At 39.7% G+C, this 23,324-nt stretch carries 23 protein-coding genes; 2 read left to right on the forward strand and 21 right to left on the reverse strand.

Translation table 11 applies throughout. The features are described 5' to 3' along the window. Positions 1-36 precede the first annotated feature (36 nt). The 3 genes from N8A86_RS16940 to N8A86_RS16950 form a co-directional block, all read right to left on the reverse strand. A complete protein-coding gene (locus N8A86_RS16940) occupies positions 37-378 on the reverse strand; it encodes a c-type cytochrome (RefSeq protein WP_273566452.1) in 342 nt (113 codons plus the stop codon). A 360-nt stretch (positions 379-738) separates the two neighbouring features. Then, positions 739-1,038 carry a type II toxin-antitoxin system RelE/ParE family toxin gene (locus N8A86_RS16945; RefSeq protein WP_273566453.1) on the reverse strand — a complete coding sequence of 100 codons (300 nt, stop codon included), beginning with the start codon at positions 1,036-1,038 and terminating at the stop codon, positions 739-741. Next, positions 1,031-1,282, reverse strand: coding sequence for a type II toxin-antitoxin system ParD family antitoxin (locus tag N8A86_RS16950; RefSeq protein ID WP_273566454.1), 252 nt, complete (start codon positions 1,280-1,282; stop codon positions 1,031-1,033). Before N8A86_RS16950 ends, N8A86_RS16945 begins: the two co-directional genes overlap by 8 nt. A gap of 626 nt (positions 1,283-1,908) precedes the next feature. On the opposite strand from N8A86_RS16950, the gene ltrA reads away from it, so the two are divergent. Then, entirely contained in the window at positions 1,909-3,189 is a 1,281-nt protein-coding gene (gene ltrA / locus N8A86_RS16955) for a group II intron reverse transcriptase/maturase (RefSeq protein WP_273566455.1), read from the forward strand. A gap of 90 nt (positions 3,190-3,279) precedes the next feature. On the opposite strand, the gene N8A86_RS16960 is transcribed toward ltrA, so the two are convergent. Further along, a complete protein-coding gene (locus N8A86_RS16960) occupies positions 3,280-3,564 on the reverse strand; it encodes an addiction module antidote protein (RefSeq protein WP_273566456.1) in 285 nt (94 codons plus the stop codon). A gap of 5 nt (positions 3,565-3,569) precedes the next feature. Further along, positions 3,570-3,869 (reverse strand): type II toxin-antitoxin system RelE/ParE family toxin, encoded by a 300-nt coding sequence (locus tag N8A86_RS16965; protein WP_273566457.1) that lies wholly within the window; start codon positions 3,867-3,869, stop codon positions 3,570-3,572. Between the two features lie 281 nt (positions 3,870-4,150). On the opposite strand from N8A86_RS16965, the gene N8A86_RS16970 reads away from it, so the two are divergent. Continuing rightward, positions 4,151-5,719, forward strand: a complete 1,569-nt coding sequence (locus N8A86_RS16970) for an IS1182 family transposase (protein WP_273566458.1) — start codon at positions 4,151-4,153, stop codon at positions 5,717-5,719. Between the two features lie 93 nt (positions 5,720-5,812). On the opposite strand, the gene N8A86_RS16975 is transcribed toward N8A86_RS16970, so the two are convergent. The 16 genes from N8A86_RS16975 to N8A86_RS17050 all read right to left on the reverse strand — a co-directional run bounded on the left by N8A86_RS16975 (position 5,813) and on the right by N8A86_RS17050 (position 23,324). Then, entirely contained in the window at positions 5,813-7,516 is a 1,704-nt protein-coding gene (locus tag N8A86_RS16975; RefSeq protein ID WP_273566459.1) for an alpha/beta fold hydrolase, read from the reverse strand. A gap of 226 nt (positions 7,517-7,742) precedes the next feature. Then, on the reverse strand, positions 7,743-8,729 hold the full coding sequence (locus tag N8A86_RS16980) for a M24 family metallopeptidase (protein ID WP_337251813.1): 987 nt from the start codon (positions 8,727-8,729) through the stop codon (positions 7,743-7,745). Continuing rightward, entirely contained in the window at positions 8,690-8,929 is a 240-nt protein-coding gene (locus tag N8A86_RS16985; protein WP_273566460.1) for an aminopeptidase P family N-terminal domain-containing protein, read from the reverse strand. Before N8A86_RS16985 ends, N8A86_RS16980 begins: the two co-directional genes overlap by 40 nt. Positions 8,930-9,299: 370 nt before the next feature. Continuing rightward, positions 9,300-10,826: a WD40 repeat domain-containing protein gene (locus N8A86_RS16990; protein ID WP_273566461.1), complete on the reverse strand. Its 1,527-nt coding sequence runs from the start codon at positions 10,824-10,826 to the stop codon at positions 9,300-9,302. Between the two features lie 83 nt (positions 10,827-10,909). Further along, positions 10,910-11,137, reverse strand: a complete 228-nt coding sequence (locus tag N8A86_RS16995) for a tyrosine-type recombinase/integrase (protein ID WP_337251814.1) — start codon at positions 11,135-11,137, stop codon at positions 10,910-10,912. Between the two features lie 167 nt (positions 11,138-11,304). After that, positions 11,305-11,868 carry a tyrosine-type recombinase/integrase gene (locus N8A86_RS17000; protein WP_273566462.1) on the reverse strand — a complete coding sequence of 188 codons (564 nt, stop codon included), beginning with the start codon at positions 11,866-11,868 and terminating at the stop codon, positions 11,305-11,307. After that, positions 11,865-12,059: a hypothetical protein gene (locus tag N8A86_RS17005; protein WP_273566463.1), complete on the reverse strand. Its 195-nt coding sequence runs from the start codon at positions 12,057-12,059 to the stop codon at positions 11,865-11,867. The genes N8A86_RS17000 and N8A86_RS17005 overlap by 4 nt, the downstream gene beginning before the upstream one ends. Positions 12,060-12,076: 17 nt before the next feature. Continuing rightward, entirely contained in the window at positions 12,077-14,104 is a 2,028-nt protein-coding gene (locus tag N8A86_RS17010) for a DUF349 domain-containing protein (RefSeq protein ID WP_273566464.1), read from the reverse strand. 106 nt (positions 14,105-14,210) lie between these two features. After that, on the reverse strand, positions 14,211-14,954 hold the full coding sequence (locus tag N8A86_RS17015) for a shikimate dehydrogenase family protein (protein WP_273566465.1): 744 nt from the start codon (positions 14,952-14,954) through the stop codon (positions 14,211-14,213). 75 nt (positions 14,955-15,029) lie between these two features. Further along, positions 15,030-16,061 carry a DUF368 domain-containing protein gene (locus tag N8A86_RS17020; RefSeq protein ID WP_273566466.1) on the reverse strand — a complete coding sequence of 344 codons (1,032 nt, stop codon included), beginning with the start codon at positions 16,059-16,061 and terminating at the stop codon, positions 15,030-15,032. A 12-nt stretch (positions 16,062-16,073) separates the two neighbouring features. Continuing rightward, entirely contained in the window at positions 16,074-16,991 is a 918-nt protein-coding gene (locus tag N8A86_RS17025) for a DUF368 domain-containing protein (RefSeq protein WP_273566467.1), read from the reverse strand. A 194-nt stretch (positions 16,992-17,185) separates the two neighbouring features. Then, on the reverse strand, positions 17,186-18,586 hold the full coding sequence (locus N8A86_RS17030; RefSeq protein WP_273566468.1) for a tetratricopeptide repeat protein: 1,401 nt from the start codon (positions 18,584-18,586) through the stop codon (positions 17,186-17,188). 97 nt (positions 18,587-18,683) lie between these two features. Beyond that, positions 18,684-19,865, reverse strand: a complete 1,182-nt coding sequence (locus N8A86_RS17035) for an aspartate aminotransferase family protein (protein WP_273566469.1) — start codon at positions 19,863-19,865, stop codon at positions 18,684-18,686. A 47-nt stretch (positions 19,866-19,912) separates the two neighbouring features. Next, positions 19,913-21,679, reverse strand: a complete 1,767-nt coding sequence (locus tag N8A86_RS17040; protein ID WP_430682164.1) for an OstA-like protein — start codon at positions 21,677-21,679, stop codon at positions 19,913-19,915. Between the two features lie 203 nt (positions 21,680-21,882). Then, complete coding sequence (locus N8A86_RS17045) at positions 21,883-22,308, reverse strand: hypothetical protein (RefSeq protein WP_273566470.1); 426 nt, start codon at positions 22,306-22,308, stop codon at positions 21,883-21,885. Positions 22,309-22,316: 8 nt separating this feature from the next. Continuing rightward, positions 22,317-23,324 (reverse strand): Gfo/Idh/MocA family protein, encoded by a 1,008-nt coding sequence (locus N8A86_RS17050; RefSeq protein WP_273566471.1) that lies wholly within the window; start codon positions 23,322-23,324, stop codon positions 22,317-22,319.

Genomic DNA, 23,324 nt, shown 5'->3' on the forward strand with positions numbered 1-23,324 from the left:
TATAATGAGTAAAAAAGAGCCGTTCTCGGCTCTTTTTTATTCTGTTTGTTCAGGTAAAACTGTTTCGAGCCAACGTGCAAGGGCATCTGTTTCTTCTTCCGTCAGTTTGATCTTTCTTCCCTTCGGCATCTTTTTCTTTATAAAAACCTGTTTATGGATGTCGGCCGCAAGCGAGTCCATATTTTCCAAAGTGAAAACATCCGTTTTCTTTTTTGTGGCATGGCAGGTATTGCATTTTGTTTTTAATACTTCAAATGCTATTGCTTTTGGCGAAGTTTGATGGCCTTCAACTATATTTTCAAGTGAACCGGGTTGATTCTTTCCAGTTTGAAAGTTTGTGTATAGGAATAGCACTAAAGCAAGGAAAGCGTATTTCAAAATGGACAGCTTTTGAATCTATTTTCTAACAAGATAATTCATTGTTATGAAGCGGAAGCGTATGGAAATGAAAAAATTCCGCTTCGCGGAAAGCTCTTATATGCTGGGTCTGCCTTAAACAGCTTTTTCAACGGTTGAGCTATGAACAGTACGGGGGCAAACTAGCGTTTGCTTTCCGCCACGCACATAGCGAAATCTTTTGGTTTTGCCTGACTGCTGGCGAGGCAGGTTTTTTCTTTTTTTGCCCAAAGCAAAATCCCATCCCGATAGCTATCGGGATTGCGGACTTCATAAAAATAGGCAAACCCTGTGAATAAGCCCTAAGCCCGTATTGTTTATAAGTTTTGTTGGGTGTAGTTTTTATTCCAGTATTCTATTTTCCAAGTCCATTCGCTCGTGCAAAATTCTGGTCACTTCGATTTCATTTTCCGTTATTTGCCGATAGAATATGATATGTCTGTTAGTCCTTAATCCAAACAGGTTTTCGGTAATCCCGTTATAGTTTTTTCCCAAACTTGGATTTTCTGCGATTCTCTTACAATTTGCTATTAACATATCATAATAAGTGTCCGCTTGCTTTTCCGACCATTCTTCAAAAGTATAATTCCATATATTAGCTAAATCTTCAACTGCCTTTTTGGTCAAATTGTATTTAGCCATTCGAACGCTTATTGGCTTTTAGAGATTCCAAGTGCTTTTTTGGGTCGAAATCATGGGCAATTCCGCTGTCAATCCCTTCTTGAATTGCGCTTCGAAGTGCCTTGACCTTATTTTCTTCTTCTTCCAAAAGCCTGAGTCCGGCACGAACGACTTCGCTGACGTTCTTAAACCTTCCTTCCGAAATTCGATTATGGATAAATTGGTCGAAATAATTTCCGAGTGATATTGAAGTGTTTTTGCTCATTCAAGTATATTTTATTCAAATATACCAAAAATTGGTACAATAATCAAATTTCCGAAATTACACCCAACGTCTCGGCTAAGCGTAGTGCGTAGGCAAGGAAACTTTTCGTTTCCGTCTGTCGACGTAGCTAAAGCTTATTGTGTGTGCCCAGTATGGGCGTCTTTTAGCTACAGAAAGGTAGCTAATTCATTTAGAGGGTGCAAGTCCCTCATGGGCAGGGGTAACGCCTTGAACCATTAGTAAGCTGCAAGGGTGGTAATCGTGAGATTACATCTGAAGAAAGCAGGACTACAAATTCTGGTACTGACGAACAGGAACCTTATATGAGGCTATTAGGTTGGATAAGCAAGCACATCATTGTAAAGTCCAAAACACGTAAAGTGATAACCGAAATAGTAGATAAGGCAGGGATCAGAAGAAAGAAGACGCTCTTACCTGGGGAGGTCTCTACAACTACGAGTTGGTTAAGTAGAGAAGTCAGCCGATGTCATAGTAATTGTTACCCTGATAGTAACAATGAAGGACTGAACAGTAATGGTCTTTAATAGACAGAGGAGTTTTTGGATTAAGGACAGCCTCCTTTCAAAAAGCAGCCTTTGATTAAGCGAGACAACAGAATACAGTAAATGATTGAACAAGTAATTAACAAGAAAAATCTAAACGAAGCGTATTTGCGCGTGTATGGTAACAAGGGAGCGGCCGGTGTAGATGGCTTGCAGGTAACTGACCTAAAGTCTACAATAAAAGCACACGGAAATACTTACAACCAACAAATAGAAAGAGAGGGATATCAGGTGTCTCCAATTTTAGGTGTAGAAATACCTAAAAGCAATGGTAAGACCCGATTATTAGGGGTTCCTACTGTAGTAGACAGAGTATATCAACAAGCATTGCATCAAGTATTGCAACCTATCTTTGAAGCAGACTTTCAACAGCATAGTTATGGATCTGGACCCAATCGTAATGCGCATCAAGCAGTAACACAGAGCTTGGAGAACATCAATTCTGGCTATCAAGATGTGGTGAATATTGACCTCAAGTCATTTTTTGACGAAGTAGAACACCGCCTGATACTAGTTTTGATTTACAAGAAAGTAAAGTGTAAAGCAACGATGAAGCTATTACGGTCATTTTTACGAGCGCCGATACAAATCAATGGTAAATTAATCAAACGTAGAAAAGGCGTACCGCAAGGCTCGCCTTTGAGCCCTCTACTATCCAACATTCTACTCAATGAGTTAGATAAAGAATTGGAGAAACGAGGACACAAATATGTTCGTTATGCCGATGATTTTAGTATTTACGTTCGCCTTAAAAAGTCGGCAAAGCGAGTAGGTAATAGTATCTATAAGTATTTGCGAGATAAATTACACTTACCCATTAACCAAGAAAAGAGTGGCATTTGCCGCCCTCAAACTTTTAATTTGTTAGGATACGGTTTTGTACCCACATACAAAAAGGGAGAAAAGGGGAAATATCAACTGGTTGCGAAGAAGTCCAAATGGGCAGAGTTAAAGCAAAAGCTAAAATACCTGACCAGAAAGACGATTCCAATGAGTTTTGATGAGCGAATGAAACGACTTAATTGGTTGATAAGAGGCTGGGTAAATTATTTCAAATCAGGCAGTATTCAGGGTAAACTGAAAAAGCTTGATGAATGGCTTAGGAATCGGTTACGCTACTGTATTTGGCATCACTGGAAGAAACCAGACCGCAAGCGTAAAAACTTAATACGGTTAGGGATTTCAAAAGGACAGGCATACGCTTGGAGTCGAACAAGAATGGGAGGATGGGCAGTAGCCCAAAGCCCTATACTGGGAACTACAATAACCGTAAAACGATTAAAAATGAGGGGTTATATAAGTTTAGTCGAATACCACAAAACTGCATCATTACTGAACCGCTAAGTACGAGACCCGTACGCTTAGTGGTGTGAGAGGCGTAGTGGCGGCTTTTAGGTCGTCACCCGTCTACTCGATTGTGGTGTCGTTATTTTTTCAGGCAGACATTGGATTCACTTGTATTTGCCCTCCAATCGCTTTTAAAACTTTCATTATCGTTCCAAATTGAGGTTTCGCTCCGTCTGATAAAGCTTTATACAAACTCGGTCTGCTTAATCCTGTTTCCTCCGCTATTTTGGTCATTCCAATCGCTTTTGCAATATGTCCAATCGCATTAATGACATCTGCGTTATCTCCTTCTTCGAGAACTGTATTGAGATACTCGGCAATCATTTCCTTGCTGTCCAAATAATCGGCTATGTCAAATTTTGAAGTTCCCATATTTTCTATTTCTTTAATTTTTTCCAGATTTCTTTTGCTTTTTTAATGTCCCTTAGTTGAGATGATTTATCTCCACCAATCAGCAGAACAATTATTTTCCCGTCTTTTTCTTTGAAGTAAACCCTATAACCTTTTGCGAAATTCACTCGCAATTCCCTTATTACGTCGCCAACAGATTTACAATCGCCAAAATGTCCGTCGTTTTCAATTTTTTGAATTCTGAATAGGATTTTCGCCTTGGCTTTGAAGTCCTTCAGTTTTCTCAACCATTTATCAAATTCAATTGTTTTCTCGATAAAGAACATAAAAGTGTATCTACTTGGATACAAATTTACATTTAATTTTTGAATTTGATACTGAATTTAGAAATTTTTGGGAAGGTTTCTATAATGCACCACGTGTTACGTGTATGGCTCGTGCCGTTTCATCAGCAGAGTGAGTAACACTAAAATTTATTAAAATGAAAGGTAATGAATTTTTGTGTTTAGCGAAGTCATGAGCTATACGCGGTGTGCCTGTTGCACAAGTTAGCGAAAAAAGTTGTTGATGATCATTGTGCTTTGGAGGTTGGATCGTAACTTTAAGTATGCAAGGCAAGAAAGATTATCAAGAAAAGCTGTTCGCCCAATTCCAGCTTAGCGAACGGATCCCGAAGAACAATTTTTATCGGGGTTTAAGAGGTGCCATCGATCTGGATTTCCTCTATCCCCTTACCAAGGATTACTATGGGCAGAGCGGCCAGAAGAGCATTGACCCTGTTGTATTTTTCAAGTTGTGTTTGGTTGGTTATCTGGAGAACCTGATCAGCGACCGCAAGCTGATCGACCATTGTTCGCTGCGTTTGGATATTCTATATTTCATTGGTTATGATATTGACGAGGAGCTGCCATGGCACAGTACTATAAGCAGGACACGGAATCTTTTTCCTGAAGCCCTGTTCGAAGAAGTCTTCACAGGAGTTTTGAGTCTGTGTGTTGAAAAGGGTATGGTCAGCGGTCATACGCAAGCTATCGATAGTGCACCTGTCAAAGCGAATGCCAGTATGGATACCTTGGAACTAAAAGTGCCGGAAGAAGATCTGGAAGAACATCTTCGAAGGGTCCGGGCGATCAGTTCAATGGATAAAGAAACACCCCATCGTAAGAGTAAAGGCGACAGGTCGGATAAAGGTCAACGCGGTATAACTGCAAGCAAGAAGGAACTTGATGCGATAAAGGGCCGTAACAAGAAATGGGCGAAGGATCAGGACCAAAGACCAGGGGCGGGCAACAAGGGTAGTAAGTACACCAGTAACAAGACGCATTATAGTCCGACCGACCCTGACGCCCGTATCAGCGTAAAGCCGGGCAAGGCCCGGAAGCTGAACTATCTCTCACAATTGAGCGTGGACACCGCACACCATGTAATCACCGATATCAGGGCTTACCACGCTGATGGCAAAGACAATCGGCAGCTTCCCGATATCGTAAGGAGATTAAAGAAGCGATTGTGGAAGCAAGGTCTGGTTTGGAAAAACTGTGTAGCCGATACCGGGTATAGCAGCGGAGAGAACTATGCCTTTCTCGAAGCGAAGGGGCTAAAGAGTTTCATTCCGCCCCACGGCACCTATAAGGGCGGCCCAGATGGTTTTGTATACGTTGAAGAACAGGATTTTTATCTATGTCCTCAAGGCAAGGTCGTTCCTTTCAAGAAAGTATTTTTGGACAGCCGCACCAAGACAAAAAAGAAGTCTTACCGTGCATCGAGCAAGATCCGCAAGGGCTGTCCGCTACGGTCTACATGTTTGGGAAAGGTGAACGAGAAACAGTTCTCGGTCACCTATTATCGAGAAGAATACGAGCGTAACATCGAACGGGTCAATAGCAAAGAGGGCAGGTACATGAAGAGCAAACGTCAGAGCACGGTAGAACCGGTATTCGGTACCTTGACCCAGATCATGGGCATGCGCAGGATAAATACCATTGGAATCAAGCAGGCCAACAAGGTGATGCACCTCTCGGCAATTGCCAATAACCTGAAGAAATACCTGAAATTCATCGAAAAACGCTCAAAAAGTGGGGCGGGACAGCTTGCTTTCGGAGACTTGTTGAAAAGTGTTGTCCAAGACCTGTTTTCAGCTTTGCAAAGGCATCGAAAATTGACGTTTCAATACTAATTTGACAATAAAAAAGGCTCTTAAAGAGGCTTATATCGATTCCTTTTCTCACAGATTAGAGGCTTGTGCCACGGTTACCATTGTTGTGCATAGTTATTTTAAAAAAAGGTTGATGTCAAATGAAAAAATAACCAATCCAACAAAAATTGAGGACATCATTATTCCAACATTCCATAGATTTATATTCGATTTTTTTATCGTTTGGTAGACTATTATTAATGCAAATATGAGAATAGTTGTAGAAATCCAAGGCAACCACCAAGCTCCACCAACAAGTCCAAAAAGCAATGTTAATCCTCCTAATTGTATAGTTTCAAATGAATAATAAGACAACCCGATTAAGAACAATAAGATTAAGGTAGCTTGCAATAAATTTAAGGGATTAACATCCTTTTTTCGAAAAAAGGATATCACCTCTTTAAAGCACACTATCAAGCTAAATAATAAAGGAAATGCTAATAAAAATATCCATAACACATTTTTTTGAAGTCCCACTTTTTGAATCAGTTTGTTTATTTTATTGTTTTTGTATAATGCGGTTGGAAAATTAATGGGCGTTGCATTTAATTCCATTAGGCAAGCATCGTTTGGTTTTTGGTTCGGTTGTTCTATAAAGGCTTTAAAAATTTCTTTACCACAAGTAGTTCCATAAACTCCGTGACCTATTTTTTCAAATTCAAAATAATAACTGTTGCTATATCTACTATGCATAATTTTACTATGTTCTACAGAAGTTATAGGGTCATAGGTTCCAGCCATAACTAAGGCGGGAATATCACTCGTTACAGGTATCGTATCTCTGGCATTAAATGAAACCATTGTGTCAGAAACATAAAAGTCTAAATAGAAATCAGATATCATAAATTCTGGATACTGTTCTGTTGTTTGCTTGTATTCTTTCTTAGCAATGTCTTGTCGTGCCTTCCAATCATAAACATAATTTACAATGGATGTTCCATTATGTTTTTTAACTAAAGTTTCAAAAATACCATATAAAGCATCCATAAATGTTAGGTCGTTTGCAATAAATGCTTCTAAAAGGAGCGGTAAATCTTTATAGTAATCACTTTTGTAAAGAAATTGCTGAAGTATTCCATTAATTTCTTGCGAATTGAAAACGAATTCTTCTGCCCCTTTATACACCAAAGGTTTTGTTTGGGTCTTCAATAAAAAGGAATATAAGCGTTCCTTCAGATTTGGGTGAGCTTTATTACATTCAGGGTCATTTGCACAATCATCTAAAATGTTATCTAATACTTGTTTGTAAAGTTGAGTTGTTTTTCCGTTTTGAAATGCCGCCATCGGCACATTGGAATCACTATATATTGAACGAATTTTTACCGAAGAATTTTCAGCTGCTCGTATAAAGCCTTGAACTCCCATAGTGCCATTAGAAATACCAAATAAATTGACCTCACCATAGCCAAGTTGTTCTATCAATTTCACCGCATCAATGGTTTTTACCTCTGTACTGTAGCGTTTGTAATCAATTCCTTTTTGTTTCAATTCATCAAGGCAGTCATAGCATTGCTTGTTTACAATTTCTGTAAACGACTTGTAATCGTGATTCTCTTTAAGTACATCCCAATGTTTTGCACCTAAGTCAGGACACAAATTAGGCAGCGAATAACCTGAACCTCTGTAGTCGAACATTATGATGTCTCTGTTCTTTACAGGCATCGATTTTAAATTACTTAATGTTCTATTTAAATTTGGGTTTCCCCATCCACCACCAAATATTATTATTGGGTCTGGTTCAGGATTGGCTATAGTACTTCTACTAATAGTATATGCCACTTTTTTTTTTTTCTATTCGGATGATTGTAATCTTCTGGCACATGAAGATATCCAAATTCTACATTTGGATAGTCAGCGTATTCGCTACAATCCTTTAAAAAGCAGTCCGTTTTTTCAATTGAAATGTCTTCTTGACAAAATCCAGAGAATCTGATTAGTAGAAAAAGATATAAAGCGATGTATTTGTTCATATTGTTAACTTAATTTTACAATAGTCTTGATTGGATTATAATTTGTAAATTTTCTTGATAATATTTCCTTTTAACTTTTGTAATGGTTTTGAATTTGTAAACGTTAAACTTTTAATATCATCAGGACAGTCCGTTAATATCTGATAACCGTTTTTTGTTATTAATACGGTGTCAGAATGTCTAAAACCTCCAACGCCTTCGATATAAATTCCGGGTTCAATGCTAACAACCATATTTTCTTTTAGAACAGTCTTGTCTCCTTCGGCTAAGTATGGGCCTTCGTGGTTTCCTAAACCTATTCCGTGACCTGTTCTATGCATTAAATTATCTTTTAATCCTTGGTCAATTAAGAATTGTTTGGCAGCTAAATCTACATCTTCAGCTATTGCGCCAGGTTTTAAAACAGCATAACTTCTCCTTCTCGCTTCTATCATTAGTTCAAAAGCTTCCTCTTGTTCCCTTGTTGGTTTACTGGTAAAAAATGTTCTTTCCAGTTCAGCAGAATATCCATTTACTCTTAAAAATGCTAAACTAATATGTGAGCCTTCAACTAGTAAATCTGATACTTTTGGTATTCCGTGAGGTTGATAAGAAATTCGACTAGGCCAAGCCGCAACTAAAATATTTGTTGCTAGATAGTCAAAAGGTGTTTCTTTAATTACTTTTTGTTGAATAGAACGTCCAATTGAAAAAACCTCCAATTCCGACATTCCGAAGTAGGCATTCTTATTTAACTGCTCGATACTAATATCACAATATTTCGAGGCTTGTTTTATTAATTCAATTTCCGCATCACTTTTAATCCACCTTTGTTCTTCTAATATTGAATTTTCTACAACATTAAGATTAACCGAAGTTAAAAAAGCCGAAATTTCATAAGGCGTTTTACCACCAATTCCAATTAGTTTACTGTCCTTTACTTGCTCTAAAAGTATGTCTTGCCAACGTTCTGGTTGTGGCGCAGGATACTCCCAATAACTTTTTATTTCATTGACATTGTCAACTTTTTTAGGTGAGCCAATTCCATTTTAGGAACAATAAAACTCACATTATTTTCTTTAATTATTAATAAAAATAATCTTTCAAGACTTTTATATGTCAATCCAGTTAAGTAGTAAATATCTTCTTCTTCTGAAATGATTAAAGAGTCAATTACACTTGTTTTAATCTTTTCCTGTATTAACTGTATTCTCTGTTTGTATTCTGATGTACTTATTTTCAAATCGTAATCTTCTTGTTTTTTCTAATTCTGACTAACGGTTAAATTTAGTATAATTTTCCTACACAAAATTTGACTCGTTAGCTTAAGAAATTAATAGAGTTTCTTTATGTAGAGAATTATGCACAACGGTTGGGCTATGAACAGTACGGGGGCAAACTAGCGTTTGCTTTCCGCCATGCACAGAGCGAAATCTTATTGCTTGCCCGAACGTTCCCTTTCGGAACGGGCGGGTTTTCTGTTTTTAATTTAATGCCAAATCCCAAAGATTTTGCGGTCTTCATAAAAATACGCAAACCCTGCGACTATGCGCTAAGCTCGTATTGTTTATAGGTTTTGTTGTATGGCGTTTCTTTTTTACGTGGTGTTACTTTTAATTTGAGAGAGTGAATTCTCCGATGTCATAAACAATTACTTCAGATGTATTTTCAACAATTAAGCGTGTACCATCAGAAGATAAATTCATTTCACTAATTGAATCAGGCGTATTTACTATTTCAATATCTAGCTTATCAATAGAACTATCAGTAACTCTATAAATTAATATTGCACCATTTGAGCTTGTAGCGAGCACTGAACCATTGGAAGATAATGTTATTCTTATACCTAAATTAAAAATATTACCATTGCTTCTAACTGTTTCACCCAATTGTAACCAATTATCATTGATGTTTTCAAAAACTTTTACATAACCCATAGTTCTTCCTGCTGTTGTAGTACTTATTGCTAATCTATTTCCATTAGCAGAAAGACTTAACGTGGCACCTAAAACATCATTTTCAGCTTCGCCATTGATTTTATTGCCCATCTGAATCCAATCATTGTTTTGAAACTTGTAAATTGTTATTTGACCAGTGCCATTTTGATAGCTACTCGCACCAACTGCCATTGTAAGTCCATCTTGAGATAAAGATACTCCAGAGCCAACAGCTGTGTTTATATCTCCAATAATATCAGACCCCATTTGTTCCCATACTCCTCCATTGTTTTTAAAAACTCTTACAAGACCGAAGTCATCATCAAAATTGCCACTTCCATAAAAATTAGGGGCGCCTATAGCGATAATAGACCCATCTGCTGATAAATCTGTTCCATTACCTCTGCTGCTTTTACCAAAATCATCAATCTCATTCCCGGTTTTGAGATCTTCGCCCACCTGAATCCATTGGTTATTTACATTTTCATATACCCTTACAATACCTATTCCCATAAGGCTGGGGTCAGGACTGTTAAAATTTCTGTTTGATGAACCAACAGCTAAAAAATTACCATCATTAGACATAATTAAAGAACTATTGGTGCCCCAAGCGCCCATATCAGGGTTATTGATATCATTACTTGTATTTGTTGTCCATGTAGAATCTTGAAAAAAATATGTCTTTACATTTACCGCACCATTTACGTTTTCTAGAATGGCTATGGTATTTCCGTCAAAAGATGTTGTAATATGCCTAGCGTCAATAGTAATTTTATCACCAACTTGATTTATAACAGGATTTACTATGGGTAATATACTTACAGTAATATCTTCTGAATCTTGCATTTGATCAGAATCAATGACGGTTATAGTTAGAATATGAACCCCTTCCATTAGATTATTTATTGTTAAACTAAAAGAGTTATTACTAGTACTAATATCTGTTGTTAAATTTTCTTGAATATCACTTGATATTATCAATTCTAATTCAGAATCAACATCTTCCATATCATTTATTATTCCTTGGAAAATTATTTCATCACCGAAATTGAATGTAGCATCATTTTCAGGTGAAGTAATATTTATTGTCGGGGGTTGAAGTTCAAATTCCTCTTGAGGATCATTTTCATTACCACATGCAAAGATCAATATTGTTACAAAAAGGATTGTAATTTTATTTTTCATAATATTTTTTAATGACATACAACTAGGTTATATACGCAGGTTTTATGTTCTTAGTCATCCAATTTGGGTGGCTATGCGCAGGTTCTTGTCATTTTTATAACTCATATTTTTAACTCCGTATTCGATATAATATTACAAATCATCAAATGGATTTTTGATTTTTTTAGACTATATTCTGTAACATGGGTATAAATCATAGTGGTCTTAGGATCATTATGACCCAATAATTCTTGAATATACCTCAAATCGGTTCCGTTCTCCAATAAATGGGTCGCGAAACTATGCCTGACTCTGTGGAGGGTTATCCCCTTTTTTAATTCCAGATTTATAGAGAGATTCTTTGAGTACTAGTCTGGCGCTTGTGTTGGAATTCATTTCTTTTCCTAGGCCCTCGAATAAATAGCTTTTAGGTCGGTAGGCCTTAAAATATTCACGAAGTAGAACTAAAAATTTTTCCGAGAGTATAGTGTATCGGTCTTTTTTACCTTTTGCACTTCTAATAAAAAATTAATTTTCTTTTACTATCGACGTCGTTGATCTTTAAGGAAAGTGCCTCACCAATCCGTAATCCCGAAGAATAAATAAGTGTCAATAAAGCTTTGTGCTTAAGGTTAGTAGTTGCATCCAATAAACCCTTAACTTCATCTTGGGTTAAGACTAGGGGTAGTTTTCTTGGCTTTCTTGGGCGTTCTATAGTTATTTGTTCAATCGGAATGCCTTTAAATTCAAAATACTTCTTTATGCCATTAATGCATTGGTTCTGATAACTTATTGACCTATTTGCCCTAATGATAAAATCATAGTTAAAACGCTCGATCGATTTGGCCGAGAACAAATCTAACTTCATACCTGAGATATATCGAAGATAGAATACTGTTACCTCGGCGTATGTATTGACCGTGTTTTCACTTAACCTTCTTTGCTGCATCCATTTTCTGAAGGCCGAAATACGTTGGGCATCGCTTTCCGATAAGGCGGGCAGTTCTATTTTTCTGGCCGTCGGAGGTGCTATTTTTTTAGAAGGCACCTGTAGTTTACTATAATCTACATAAAGCTTCATTTTTCGCAAATGGCGATATACCCGTTGTTTGTTCTCCGTTGAAAAAGGAATATAAAAAGCTTATGAGTATTGCTCCAAAGTACCTGGGGCATTTGTTTGACATGTTCCCTGATTTCATCGTCATAGGCAAAAGCGATACCTAATTGTTCTTGGTCACGATGTAGAAATTTGGTAAGGGTCACTTTTTTCATAAGCGCAAACCGTGGGGTCACTCTTCCTCTGATGAACCTGCCTCAATTTCTTCGTCGGCCTTGTTCAGGTTATTCTCCAAAATATTGAGTTTTTTTAATTTCTCTTTCCAAGTGGTAAGCGATGCCTTATGGGTTTCGACCCGTTTTATTACATCTTGTACCAAGGGGTTGTCTTCAGAGGCGTTCGAGAAAAATTGAAGGTTGTTCTCTAGCTGTCGTATCTCGTTCTTGCTTTCTTCTATTTTCCTGCGAATAAACGTACGTTCTTTATAAATGGCCTGCTCATCGTCTTTCTTGGCCAATTGTTGAATCTTGTTGCCATATTTCAGAAGTTCTGCCTCTTGTCGGCCTACGTTCAATTTACGAAAAAGAGCATCGATGGTCTTGTTGAATTTCTGATCGATATTCTTTTTGTTGAACGGTACACGACCATAGGTCTTCCATTCGTCGATAAAGCCTTTGACTTTGGCCAAATCTTTCTTACGGTCACCGCTAAGCTCAAATGTCTTGATAGTTTCAAGGCATTTGTTCTTTTTTTCAAGGTTTTCGGCTTCTTCTTTATGCGCCACGTTCTTCAAGGCATGTAAGCGATCAAAATAATGGTTGCAGGCGGCCTTGAATTCTTTCCGGATCGAATCGGAAAATTTTCGGGGTACGTGGCCTATTTTCTTCCACTCGGCCTGAATGCGTTTCATTTCTTGGGTGGCCGTGTTCCATTCTTCACTGTCTTTTAATGAAATGGCAAGATTCAAAAGTTCGCGTTTTTGGTCAAGATTCTTCTGTTGCTCGCTCTTTAGATTTTTGTAAAAGGAATTTTTTGACCGGTTAAAACTACGTACCGCCTCTTTGAAACTGGCCCACGTTTGTTCGTTTACCCTTTGGGGTACTTTACCTGCTTTAAAAAAAGCATTGCGCAGTTCTTCTATCTGTTTTATCTGTTGCTGCAAGGCCTTATGGTTTGTGGCAATATGTGCGGCAACCTTGGTGATATCATCGATAATTTCTTGCTTTTTCACCAAGTTTTGCTCGTAACTCTTTTCTAACTCGTTATAGTAGGCTTGACGACGCTGGTGCATTGCTTTGGTCGCATTGCTAAACCGCTCCCAGATAGCTTCACGATGTTCTTGGCCTACGGGCCCGATATCTTCTTTCCAGATTTTATGAAGCGTCTGTAGTTCTCGAAACGCCTTGTTCATGTCTGGTTCATTGGCCAATGCCTCGGCCTGTTCCGCAATTTTGGTCTTTTCTTCGAGATTATGCTTGAAATCAAGGTCGCGCAGTTCTCGGTTGATGTGCAAAAAATCATAGAAGATCTCGATATGGTGATGGTACGTTTTCCAAACGTCGTTATAGTGTGTTCGGGGTACCGGCCCGGCATTTCGCCAACGTTCTTGAATATCCTTGAAATTTCTGTAGGTCGTGTTGATATCTTCCTCGACGTTGACGAGACCTTTTAGTTCTTCAATGATCTGTAGTCGATCGGCGAGATTCTGTTTGTGGCTTTTTTCAAGGTTCTTGTAATATTGATTGCGCTTTTCACGATACTCTTTGTAAACTTCGTTGAACTGCCTTTTGGTTACCGAATTGTACCTGAAATCTACTTCGTTTCCTCCGTTGCCGATAAAGTCTTCTTTCTTGTGTTCCAAAAATTCTTGAAACTTAAGGTCGAACTCATGTTTAATGCCATCGACATGTTTTCTGATGGCCTGAACCTTTTCGTTTCGGATGAGACGTTGCAGCTCTCCGACGAGATTTTCCATCGACATGGAATGATAATCCAAAATGGGAATATGATGGCGGTGATGGTTGTCGGCGTCTTCGGCGTCTTCCGCATTTTCTTCGTCGATTTCTTCAAGAACCTTGTCGGATTCGTCCTTCGTGTTCTCTTCCACTTTGGTATCGGATTCAGGCAGCGCATCGGACGATTTTTCTTTTTCCGTAGGCATTTCGGTACTTTTCTCCGGTTCGGTTTTCGAATCGGTAGTTACCAAAAGTTGTTGTTCTTCAGCCGTTTCGGGCTGATCTTGTTCGTTCTCTTCCAGCATTAGGTCAAATTGTTTCTCGGCCCGCCAAGGCTATTGTAAGATAGTGACATCGGTGCGAACGCCAAAATTATAGTGGTTCTTTTTGTTTTTGTAATGACTGGGAATACTAGACTTTGTTCCAGATTCTCCAAGCCTTTTCGGCCTGTAGTTCCAACATACGTAGGCCGTTGCATATCGTCGCGCCCTGCTTTTCGCCCTCCTTCAGAAAAGCGCTTTTTATGGGATTATAGATAAGGTCGAACAAAAGATGTTTTTCACTCAAATACCCATATGGAATGTTCGGTCTGTCATCAATATTAGGATGTGTACCCAACGGAGTGCAGTTCACCAAAACCGTAAAATCTTCTAGCATTTTTTCATCCAAATCACCGTACGATATTTGCCCATTATGGGCATTTCTGGAAACGAACGTGTAGCCCATACCGATTTCATCGAAAACGAAGGCTACCGCTTTTGAAGCGCCGCCCGTGCCGAGGATCAGGGCGCGTGTATGATGCTTTTTCAAAAATGGCGTGATGGATTTTTTAAATCCGTAAATGTCGGTGTTATACCCTTTTAGCCCTTTTTTAGTAAATTTTATGGTATTTACCGCGCCGATTTTCTTAGCTTTTGTACCCAGGATGTCCAAATAAGGGATAATCGCTTCCTTATAGGGAATGGTGACATTCAACCCTTTTAGATTATTTTCATTATTGATAAGTTCTGGAAACTCCTCGATATCCTTGAGGTCGAAGTTTTCATAAGAATGGCCTTCAAGGCACAACTTTTCAAACTTTTTGGTGAAGTAACCTTGCGAGAAAGAATAAGAAATATTCCTTCCAATGAGTCCGAACCTCTTTTTTTCTCCCATTTCTTGCTATACTACCTCTATTTTCTTTTCTTCCAACTTCCAACTTCCAACTTCGTGCTTCCAACTTTGTGCTTCCTACCTCATGCTTCCAACTCCCTTATCCCTGTTTTTTCCATACCAATCCAAAGCCAACAAAATAAGAATTCCTATAGCAACAAAAAAAAATGCCCACCAGGTTTCCGAATTTGTAAAATCAGGAAGATAGCGTTCGTAGTTCACAATGATTTCCTTGCCATTGCTGTCCAAAAAAACCTGCCCTTCGCCGTTGGTTTTAAAGATGGTTCGCTTCCAAGGCCATACGACCCCTAAAGAGCCGGTAATAAAACCTATGATTACGGCAGTTGTAATGTGCTTGTAATGCTTCAATACATAGGTCAATAGATGCGATAGGCTTACGAGACCCGCAGCGGAGCCCAATGTGAATACGGCCAAAATTTTTAGCGTATGCATGCGCTCATCGTTTTCCATAAAACTGAAATCGCCCCTGAAAATTTCGCCAAAGGTCTCGTAAAGCGCATTGACCGAATCGACCAACAGCAACACGTAATTTCCTAATAAAATGAGTATAAACGAACCGGAAAGTCCGGGTAGGGTCATTCCTGAAACGCTGATCATACCACAAAGAAAAATGAACAAGAGATTGTCGTTTTCTTTCGCAGGACTCAAAAAACTGATGGATATGCCTACGATAAGGCCAATGATACCCGCCGTGATGGTCTTTTTGTTCCAATGTTCGAAATCTTTTGAAATGTAGTAGATCGAACCCAATATCATACCGAAAAAAGCGGACCATACATAAAGTTCTTTTCGTTCAAGAAAATAGTCCAACACTTGGGATACGCTGAAATAACTGATCAGCATGCCCGAAATGAGCAAAATCAAAAAAGTACCGTTTATATATCGGTAGAAACTTTTGAAGCGTCCGCCGAAAAGCAATTTGAGGGCTTTACCGTTTATTTTTTGCAGGGAATAGATAAACTCTTCATAAAACCCACCGACAAAGGCAACGATACCGCCAGAAACGCCGGGCACCTTGTTCGCCGCGCCCATACAAAGGCCCTTGACGACCAAAAAGAACTTGTCAATAAATGATCGTGGGTGGTGCATTCAGAGCAGGACTTATTTTTTTGAGGCTACTTTTTCAAGTATAAAAATAAGGGAAAAACCTAGGATTGCGGCGATTACGGCATATATTAATTGATGCTCGCCATCGAAATGGAGGGGCAGCACATTTTCATCTTTTAAAACGACTAATTTCTTACCGATGGTCTTGGTTTCCAAAATTCTTTTCCAAGGCCAAATTTTGTTCAACGAACCCAAAATAAATCCGGTTAAAACGGCCAAGGTTATATTTTTATGGTGTTCGAACATCCATTTCAAAACTTTGGCGAAACTCAATACGCCGAAGATCATGCCCAAGGCCATGGTTATCAAAATCGTAAGGTTTTTTTCATCCAAGGCATCTATCACCGTTTTGTATGCCCCTAACAGCACGAGAATATAAGAGCCCGATATTCCGGGTAGGATCATGGCACAAATGGCCAAAGCCCCTGCAAAAAAAATAAAAGGCAGGCTGTCGGTATTTTGCGATGGCGGTAAGGTAGTAATGTAAAAGGCTACGACAGCACCTAATATTAGTAATATAAAAGTTGCGGCATTCCACTTTTTTATCGCCTTGGCCACAATGATGACACTGGCCAATACCAAACCAAAGAAGAAAGACCAAAGGGGTATAGGTTCATTTTCCAATAACCATTTAATCAACTTCGTAAAGGAAAGTATACTGATTGCCATACCTAGTAGCAGGGTAATGAGAAAATTACCGTTCAGTGCCGTCCAAAAGCTTTTAAAACCTTCTTGCCGCCATAACTTGAACGTTTGCAGATTGACATTGTTGATGGTGCCTATAAATTCCTCATAGATACCGGCCACGAAGGCAATCGTACCACCGGAAACCCCTGGTACCAATTCTGCGATGCCCATCGCCATACCTTTTAAAAGGATAAAAAAGTGTTGAAGAAAACTACGTTTTTTCATTTCCGTTCGTTAAAACTGTTTTCTGATCAGGATATAATCCTAAAGAAATAAATATTTAAGAAAATTGGGATAATTTATAAAGGAAACAAAAATACCCTTTTTATTCCCACCAGTGGGTTCAATACTCCAAACCATGCTTCGAAATGATAAAGGTCAATTCCTTTTAATGCCTCGTGGGCTTGCCCCTAGGTAGTTTACTTAGAAGCTTTTCTGACTTTGGAAATAACGGCCATTGCCCATTCGGTTTCAGCAAATTGTCCAAATTCCTCCTCAAAGAGATATAGTTTGTCGATATCTTCTTTGAGTGCATGGGTAAAGGCGATACGGGCGTTTACCTTGTCATCGGCCAAAAGATGAAAACCTGCCGTTTTATAAAGTAACCGGGCACTGTCAGGATAAAATTCGATGCCGCGCTCGAGAATATCAAGGGCACACGGTATATCGTTGTTCAAACGTGCGACCTCGGCCCATTTTAGCCAAGTATCTAATTCATAATTGCCTAGATCTACGGCTTGTTTGTAGGCATAATCGGATTGGTCATAATTTTTTAAGGCTGCGTAAATCGATGCACATTTTTTCCAGTAACTCGGATTTTCACCATCAATGTTCAAGGCTTTGTTGATATAGTAAAGCGCCTTTTTATAATTTCTTTTTTGAGCATAAAAATTGGTAATGGCCAGCCAACCCTTATCCAGCAGAGGGTCCTCATGAACTGTCTGATAGTAGTAGTATTTGGCCATGTCATTATTGTCTAACTTTTCATAGCATTTGCCGATGCGCAAATAGGCATGTGACGTAGGATCTTCAATTTTGATGGTAGTCTCGTAATTTTCGATGGCGTCGAGATATTTTCCCAATTTCTCCAATACCTTGCCTTTTTCGAAATAAGCCCCGATAAATGAATCATCGGAAATTATGGCAAAATCATAGGCCGTAAGTGCCTCATTGTACATCTTCTTAGAGAAATACTGTTTGCCCAATTGATGCCATGCCACTTCGCAATAGGGGTTTCTTTCCAAATAATCGTTCAAATAGACTATGGCGCCATCATAGTCTTCTAAAAATTCGAAGCAATAGATAACATTGTAGAGCGAAGAATAGTCTTGCTCATCATAGTTGACGCACTTTATAAAATTGTCTTTGGCGCTCTTGAAATCATCCATAAAAAGATATTCCATGCCCAATAGGGAATGAATATCAAAACTATCATTGGCCAGGTCGAGCGCTTTTTGCAACAGGTTGACCGCCGCCTCGTGATTATCTTTTTTAGAATATATATTGGCCCGTTGAATATAGATTTCTTCGTTAGAACTGTCCAATAGTTGAAGTTCATCCAATAATTGTTCAGCCAGATCAAGGTTGTTCTCAAAGACCAGGACTTCTACATCCAATAATTTTAGTTCGATGGAGTGCGGATGTTGTTGTAGCCCGATTTTAATGGCTTTTTTGGCCAAAGCAATTTTTCCGTTGTTGAGATAGTGGTGTATGATGTCTTCAAAATCCTCCGCGTCGAAGAAATAAACGTCGTCGGTTTTGAGCATGGATTCAAACTTGGCTATGGGCTGGCTGGGTCTTTCGTTAGATTCTAACGCCATAGGAAGGTTTTGGTTAAACTACGGATTTAAAAGTACTCCTTTGAGGATACTTAAAATTCCAGATTTGGGCTTTATTATTAACAAATTAGTTAACAAATTATTGCTTGAATTCCGTTAAAACTGATACTATAGTGGCACACCCTTTTTCGATTTCGGCAATGGATATGGTCAGTGGCGGCGATATGCGCACTGCTCTTGGTTCAAAAAGCAACCAGAATAAGATGAGTCCTTTTTTGGCACAGGTAAGTATCAAGTGATCCGTAATTTCTTTATTCTCAAGAATAAGGGCCAGCATTAGGCCCTTACCTCGAATTTCTTTTATGGCCGCATGCTTTAATAGTCTGCGGAATAATTTCTCTTTTTCAAGTGCATCTTTCATCAAAGCACTTTGGGTAATTTCTTTCAAAGTGGCAAAAGCAGCGGCCGCTATCACCGGATTCCCCCCAAAAGTAGTGATATGACCCAATTTGGGATGATCTTGTAAAGTCTTCATCATCTCTTGGGAAGCCGTAAAGGCTCCGACGGGGAGTCCCGAAGCCATTCCTTTACCCATCACCAAGATGTCAGGTACACAATCAAAGTGCTCAAAAGCGAATAATTTTCCGGTACGGCCGAAACCTGGTTGAATTTCGTCAAGGATCAATAAAGCTCTGACTTCGGTACAACGTTGTCGAACTTTTTTGAGGTATCCGTTTTTGGGTTCGATAAAACCTGCACCGCCTTGAATGGTTTCCAATACTACAGCCGCAGTTTTTTCGGTTATGTTTTGAAGGTCTTCCTCTTCGTTGAATCGAATGAATGAAATGTCGGTAAGCAGTGGTCGAAACGCGCTTTTTCGGGCCTCATAGCCCATGATACTCAAACTCCCCATTGTGTTTCCGTGGTAGGCTTTATGTGCCGCAATGATTTCGGTTCTTCCGGTAAATCGACGTGCGAGTTTCATGGCACCTTCGATAGCCTCCGTTCCTGAATTTACCAGATATGTGGATTCCAGAGGGGCGGGTAGGAGCGAAGCCAGAAGTTTGGTGTATTCCACCGCGGGTTTTTGAACGAATTCTCCGTACACCATCACGTGCATATACGATTCGGTCTGCTCTTGTACGGCGGCCACAACTTTAGGATGACAGTGTCCCAAACTACAGGCGGACACGCCCGCTACAAAATCTAAATGGGCCTTGCCATCGGTGTCATAGATATAGCTTCCTTGGGCATGTGAAATTTCCATGGCCAAGGGATGCGGTGTAGTCTGTGCCTGATATTTGAGGAAATCTTTTTTCATCTTTGTCTTGCCAGCCCCGCCAGGTTTAAAAACCGGACAGGTCTATGTTAATCCCCTGAATTTGAAGTAACTTTTTTCGATTTTGGCTTTTCGACGGGTTTTCTCGCTTTTGAATTTGCATCTTCTTCCTCTTTGGGAGGTTTGGGAATTTTGTTTATTGGGTCACTGGCATTTATGCCACGCTCTTCTTCCTCGGCATCGATATCTATAGGGTTGTCTATGCCTCGAATGATTACGAGTTCGATGTTGTTATCATCTTCATCAAAAATTTCATCCTTGGTCATGATGCGTTCATCGCCGCGCCAGATAAAGCCTTGAAGCTTACGGTCGCTTTCAAGAAATTCAGTTTCGGGATAAATATCACCATCAGGCTCCTTGATGAAGGTGAGATCTTCTACATCGTCGTTGGCGAACGTAATCCGAATGGCGCTACATTTGGTTTTGTTGATACCAATAAGTTCCTGATCGTCGTTGTACATATAATAGATAACCTCTGTATTCTGTACTAAATCGATGATTTTCAATTCGTTTTCGATAAATTTTCCGAAGAGATTGATGCCTTTTGCCTGATTGTAACCCGTTTTACTGATGCTATCGAGAGATACCACGAAGGCATTTTCGAGCACTTTCAATGAATCAAGTTTTTCAGTCTTAGTGTCGCTTAATATATGGATGCTATCGCCGGTCATTTGGTTTACACCGTTCCATAGTACCGGGTTTTTGATCAACTGCGTTAGACCTGTACTTTGCTGAAAATGAATGGAGTCGCATTTGCCGCTCATATCGGTCTTGTACAATTTAGCGTTTCTAAAGGCTCGCAAGATTCGGTTATCCGGTTTGCCTGTAAGCATTAAAGTATCGCCGTGCATATACAATGAATCTTGTTCCACAAGACTTATCGAAACCGCTCGTTTGGTCGCGAAGACCGAATCTTTGGCCTTATGGACTTCGGCATAATGGGCCCTGATGACCCCTTGATTGATGGTATCCGTCACCGTGATATTGTTCGTTGCCGAGGCAAATTCGGTGGTTTTGTCGAAGTATACACTGTCTCCTTCAATGATACGGTTGTTGTAATCGATGCGGGTGTTCTTGATGCCATAACCGCTTTCTATCTTGGTATCGTAAAAACCACGCTCACAATACATTTTATAGGTTTCCCCCGTAATGGTTGAGGGTCCGTACATGTACGCATTTTTAGAGGTGGTGTAATAATCAAGTTGTTCGGAATCAAGAATATATTGGGGATTGTCGATATGAACGCTGTCTAAAAACTGTAGTTTTTTCAATTCCATAAAATACCGACCTATTTCACTGGTCAAGGTATTCGCCGAATCGACTACGGTACCAAAATCTTGGTAGTAGGCCTGTTGATTTTCCCGGTCCCAGCGTAAGGTATCCGTCTGAAGGGTCATGCTCGTATTGGTTAACATGACATTGTCATAGGCTTTGGCAAGTTTTAGGTTTCCATCGTAATTGGCCTTACCACTGGTCATCGTCACCGAATCACCCTGTTGAACGCGAACGTTGCCAACGGCTCGTAACCGGTTCTCTTTTTGATAGTGAATGGCATAGTCACACCACAGGTCCGCACCCTCATGCTCAAATTGCACTTGTTTCTCATCTTTGCTGAAAATAAAAGCCCCGGGAAAATTTGCCTCATCTTTCGTGAAATTAGCGCCATAGACAATGTTTATCTGTTTTGTCTCCGCTGTATCAATCGTTTGAGACTCTTCATTCTGTGCAAAACAACCTAATGAAATAAGAAGAAATAAGAAGAAATACGTGAACCGCACCTGTTTTATTTTGCCCAAAAATAGGATATTTTGCCCAAGGGAATAAAAAGATTGGCATAGATTTAGGAAGTGCGACATACGGAAGTTTTAAACACTTTTTAAAGCGTACCGGTTTCTAAGTAAATGAATCGCCACGATTTGTTCAGGGGAATAAAGCAAAGGCCCTAAAGAAGTATTCTTCTTTAGGGCCTTTACAACTTCAACAGTATTGGTTATTCTTTCTAAAACTCCCGATAAGGTGATTCTAAATATTGATTCGCTTCGTCTTCCGAGAATTTGGCGGCAGTACTGTCCCAATGCAAGGTTTGATTTGGGAAACGGCCCGCTATCACGCCTAACAAAATGGTTTCGGTCAATCTCGAGGCATACGAAAATGGAGCGCTGCATTCATCATGGCCCAAACAGGCATCAACGAACTGGTGGTAATGTTTTACTCCTTCCGTGGCATAGTCACGAATCGGTTCACCCATATTATGGGTTTTTCCTACCAAGGCAATTTCCGAAGCGATGTCTACATACTTTCCATCGACAATTTTGCGAGGTAATTCCATGAAATGCGGTAGCAGCAACCGACCTTGATCACCAATGAACATGGCGCCTTGATCTGGTAGCGTGCTCCCATCTGTCGCCTTAGTTTCAAGTGACATTTTTTCCGCTACGGTCGCTTCCTTCTTTTTTGAAGACTTTTCTTTTTGGACTTTTTGTTTTCTGCACCGGGCAGTTGCAAATCTTCATGCATTTCTGGAGCGCCCAGACCATCGTACCATACCCATTTTAAAGTTTCGGCCGTGTGCTTGGTTCCCGGAAACTCATAGGTTACCACATTATTTTCTGGAAATCCGAATCCGGTTGGTTTTCGGCATTCGTTTTTTATCGTTCTCGGAACATCAAGTTCCAAAGCGTTATAAGGCGTATCAAAAATGTGTACCCCCATATCGCCCAAAGTACCACAACCATAGTCCATTAGCTTTCGCCAATTACCAGGATGGTATACTCCTTCTTTATAGGGCCGTTCCGCAGAGGTTCCCAGCCATAGGTTCCAATCCAAGGTTGCAGGTACGGGGTCGCTTCCTTCTGGTGCGGCACCATCATATCCCCAATTCTTTGGCGACCAAGCTCTTACGGTATGGACTTTGCCGATGATACCCGACTGGATCAAAAGTGTTGCCAATTTATAGTCATAAAAGGAATGTACCTGAATTCCCATTTGGGTCACCAGGTTTTTTTCTTTCGCCAGTTTGTTCATCGCCCTAGCTTCTGAAACATGATGGGTCAATGGTTTCTGACAATAAACAGGTTTGTTCATTTGCATAGCCATCATCGAAGCCGGGGCATGTGTATGATCGGGAGTTGAGACGATCACTGCGTCGATTTCCCCGCCCATTTCCTGTAACATCACACGGTAATCTGTAAATATCCTCGCCTTGGGGTGCAACTTTTTGGCAGCCGCCAAATTATTGCCGTCGACATCGCATAATGCGGTTACATCCACTAATTTGTGGGACGAAATGGCCTCCAAATCAGCGCCACCCATGTTTCCTACCCCGATATGCGCTGTTCGTAAACGGTTATGGGGCCTACTTTTACCCATAACGATAGATGGAGCCAACGCTACGCCTACAGCACCTAAACTACTTTTCTTTAAAAAATCCCTTTTATTCAT

Origin of the sequence: Maribacter halichondriae (assembly GCF_027474825.1) — a bacterium.
GTDB classification, from domain to species: Bacteria; Bacteroidota; Bacteroidia; order Flavobacteriales; family Flavobacteriaceae; genus Meishania; species Meishania halichondriae.

Bases quoted from the DNA above. Each gene is read 5' to 3' on its own strand.
- ltrA (WP_273566455.1), top strand. From the start codon at position 1,909: ATGATTGAACAAGTAATTAACAAGAAAAATCTAAACGAAGCGTATTTG.
- N8A86_RS17030 (WP_273566468.1), bottom strand. From the start codon at position 18,586: ATGGCGTTAGAATCTAACGAAAGACCCAGCCAGCCCATAGCCAAGTTT.
- N8A86_RS16960 (WP_273566456.1), bottom strand. From the start codon at position 3,564: ATGGGAACTTCAAAATTTGACATAGCCGATTATTTGGACAGCAAGGAA.
- N8A86_RS17000 (WP_273566462.1), bottom strand. From the start codon at position 11,868: ATGAAGCTTTATGTAGATTATAGTAAACTACAGGTGCCTTCTAAAAAA.
- N8A86_RS17045 (WP_273566470.1), bottom strand. From the start codon at position 22,308: ATGTCACTTGAAACTAAGGCGACAGATGGGAGCACGCTACCAGATCAA.
- N8A86_RS16950 (WP_273566454.1), bottom strand. From the start codon at position 1,282: ATGAGCAAAAACACTTCAATATCACTCGGAAATTATTTCGACCAATTT.
- N8A86_RS17010 (WP_273566464.1), bottom strand. From the start codon at position 14,104: ATGCTGGAAGAGAACGAACAAGATCAGCCCGAAACGGCTGAAGAACAA.
- N8A86_RS17025 (WP_273566467.1), bottom strand. From the start codon at position 16,991: ATGAAAAAACGTAGTTTTCTTCAACACTTTTTTATCCTTTTAAAAGGT.
- N8A86_RS16970 (WP_273566458.1), top strand. From the start codon at position 4,151: ATGCAAGGCAAGAAAGATTATCAAGAAAAGCTGTTCGCCCAATTCCAG.
- N8A86_RS17015 (WP_273566465.1), bottom strand. From the start codon at position 14,954: ATGGGAGAAAAAAAGAGGTTCGGACTCATTGGAAGGAATATTTCTTAT.
- N8A86_RS17050 (WP_273566471.1), bottom strand. From the start codon at position 23,324: ATGAATAAAAGGGATTTTTTAAAGAAAAGTAGTTTAGGTGCTGTAGGC.
- N8A86_RS16965 (WP_273566457.1), bottom strand. From the start codon at position 3,869: ATGTTCTTTATCGAGAAAACAATTGAATTTGATAAATGGTTGAGAAAA.
- N8A86_RS16945 (WP_273566453.1), bottom strand. From the start codon at position 1,038: ATGGCTAAATACAATTTGACCAAAAAGGCAGTTGAAGATTTAGCTAAT.
- N8A86_RS17020 (WP_273566466.1), bottom strand. From the start codon at position 16,061: ATGCACCACCCACGATCATTTATTGACAAGTTCTTTTTGGTCGTCAAG.
- N8A86_RS16990 (WP_273566461.1), bottom strand. From the start codon at position 10,826: ATGTCATTAAAAAATATTATGAAAAATAAAATTACAATCCTTTTTGTA.
- N8A86_RS17035 (WP_273566469.1), bottom strand. From the start codon at position 19,865: ATGAAAAAAGATTTCCTCAAATATCAGGCACAGACTACACCGCATCCC.
- N8A86_RS17005 (WP_273566463.1), bottom strand. From the start codon at position 12,059: ATGAAAAAAGTGACCCTTACCAAATTTCTACATCGTGACCAAGAACAA.